This is a genomic window from Limosilactobacillus sp. (assembly GCF_051873035.1).
GTDB lineage: Bacteria > Bacillota > Bacilli > Lactobacillales > Lactobacillaceae > Limosilactobacillus.
This window is the reverse complement of record NZ_JBJEEL010000026.1, coordinates 1-2,301: the sequence shown is the minus strand read 5'-3', so window position 1 is coordinate 2,301 and position 2,301 is coordinate 1. Positions and strand designations below refer to the sequence as shown.

The 2,301-nt window shown below is 47.8% G+C and carries 2 protein-coding genes and 1 pseudogene; all 3 read right to left on the bottom strand.

The features are described 5' to 3' along the window. Window positions 1-48: 48 nt before the first annotated feature. Window positions 49-840, bottom strand: a pseudogene (locus ACI31H_RS02730) (MFS transporter); the annotation flags it as partial. A gap of 102 nt (window positions 841-942) precedes the next feature. Further along, window positions 943-1,209: a hypothetical protein gene (locus tag ACI31H_RS02725; RefSeq protein WP_439770464.1), complete on the bottom strand. Its 267-nt coding sequence runs from the start codon at window positions 1,207-1,209 to the stop codon at window positions 943-945. A 139-nt stretch (window positions 1,210-1,348) separates the two neighbouring features. Further along, the gene (gene scrK, locus ACI31H_RS02720; RefSeq protein WP_439770463.1) at window positions 1,349-2,227 is read right to left on the bottom strand and encodes a fructokinase ScrK; all 879 of its coding nucleotides are present in this window, start codon (window positions 2,225-2,227) and stop codon (window positions 1,349-1,351) included. Window positions 2,228-2,301 lie beyond the last annotated feature (74 nt).

Genomic DNA, 2,301 nt, shown 5'->3' with positions numbered 1-2,301 from the left:
GGGCAATTCATCACGTCTTTAAAAGGTCGTGTCTTCTTGCCCAAATTCAATAAAGAGGGCTGGTAAGTGGCGAACCCCCCGGTGGCTCGCAATCAGGCCGGCCAATTCGTTACCAACGATGCTCATCACTCCCAATAGCAACAGCAGCCAGTTCAGGCTCATCAGGTTAAAGCCCATTACCGTCGTAATTAGGGGACGAACGTAAGTATAGAAGGTATATTGCAGACTCAAAACGGCCACGACAATCCCGATCCCCAGCAGGACCTGACGATTTTTTAAGAGCACCAGTTGCTCATTGATTTTCCCCTTAACCTGCGGCGTCTCCCGCGGTGTTAGCCAGGCCAGCAGTATAAAGACAACCACCGTTAACCCAGAGATAATCCAAAAACTGGCGTGCCAACTGATTAGGGTCGCAATCGTCGTACCCAGCGGGACCCCAATAACGGAAGCGATGCTAAAGCCAGCCCCGACCCAGTCCATTACCATTGGCCGGCGCTCGGTTGGCGTAATAATGCTAACCAGCAAGTTAACCAGGGAAATAATGGTTCCGGCAACTAGGGCCGTTATGACCCGGGCAATTAACAACCAGGTTAACGAGGGTGCCCACGCTGTTAGGGTATTGCCAATCAAGAAGACCACCATTAGCCCCATCAAAAGGCGGTAACGATTCCAGTTACTCGTTAACATGGTAATCACCGGGGTACTAACTGCGTAGACCAGGGCAAAGGCGGTGACCAAAAAACCTACCGTCGATAAAGAGGCGTGGTAGCTCCGGGCAATATCGGATAAGACACCCACAACCATAAATTCATTACACCCTAACATAAAAGCCACCAGAATGAACGTAACCGTGCATGGGCCACCACGTCCGCCTCCTCTATTAAAAAAATAATTCTCTGGATTTTGACAATCCAGAGAATTATACACCTTTTTGTTAGTTAATTACCATGGAAATGAAGTTAGGAAGGTCACTAGCCCAAAGATAATCGCTGGGAAGTTTGCCCAAAAGACCGCCCAGTCACGTTGGCGCTTAAAGTAGGCATAGATGCACCATAACAGACCGTTCAAGGCGGCCACCAGGGGCTGGAGTGGAGCCCCGTAGTTACCATGCAAGTTATTAATAATCTGTGGAATGTAGGAAACGTACATGCAGATTGCAATTACCGTCGCAACCTTACTCAGGATGCTAATAAATCTCGTCTCTTTCATAATCTCTCTTATGCTTCCCTTCATACTGCATAGTCTCAACGTAAGACCATAAATATACTGAAGGCAAAGAAAATACGGGAAAGTTAACTATGGATAAAGTGACTCTTCTGTCTTTGCCTTCCTCAAACTTCCTGGTGGATTATTCGGTAGCGGCATTTAATGCCAAGGCAAAGTCACCGATCGTAGCGGAACCGTTATTCTTAGCTAACGGCATAGTAATGTATTCATCAACGTCACCAACATCAACGTAGTTATTGAGCAACTTCTTGAATTCGCGCCGGACCTTCTTCAAGAATTCCTCGCTAACCACACCGCCACCAAAGACAATTTGTCCAGGACGGAACATTAAGGTCGTGTCTAAGGCCGCTTGGGCAACGTAGTAAGCCATGATGTCCCAAACATGGTCAGTCAACGGAACATCCTTACCCTTCTTACCAGTCCGGGCTTCAAAGGTTGGACCACTAACTAGCCCTTCTAGGCAATCACCGTGGTAAGGGCAGATCCCCTTAAAGTCTAGGTCATCGGGGTGCCGCTTCAGACGAATGTGACCCATTTCTGGGTGCCCCAGTTCACCGACAAACTTACCATCGATCACCGCACCGGCACCACAACCGGTACCAATGGTGAAGTAAACCAAGGAGTTGATCCGTTTGTTAAAGAATGTTGACAGGACATATTCACCATAGGCGGAACCATTAACGTCCGTCGTCCAAGAAATTGGAATATTAAAGTGCTTCTTGAACGGGCCAACAAAGTCCGTGTCTGGCCAGCCCTTCTTCGGGGTGTTGGTAATGTAGCCGTACTTTGGTGAACTCTTCCGAATTTCAATTGGTCCAAATGAGGCAATCCCGATTGCTGAGAGGTCATCTTTGTACTGGTCAAAGAATTCAATACACTTTTTCAACGTTTCATCGGGGGTGGTTGTTGGAATGTGGACGGAGTCTTGGATTTGGTAGTTGGTGTTGCCGACCGCACAGACAAACTTAGTCCCACCGGCTTCAATACTTCCTAGTAACATATTAAGTTCCTCCTTGGTTTATTCGTTCTTTTCCATTTCAGCCCGTAGCCGCTTGCCGACTTCTTCGTAACCCG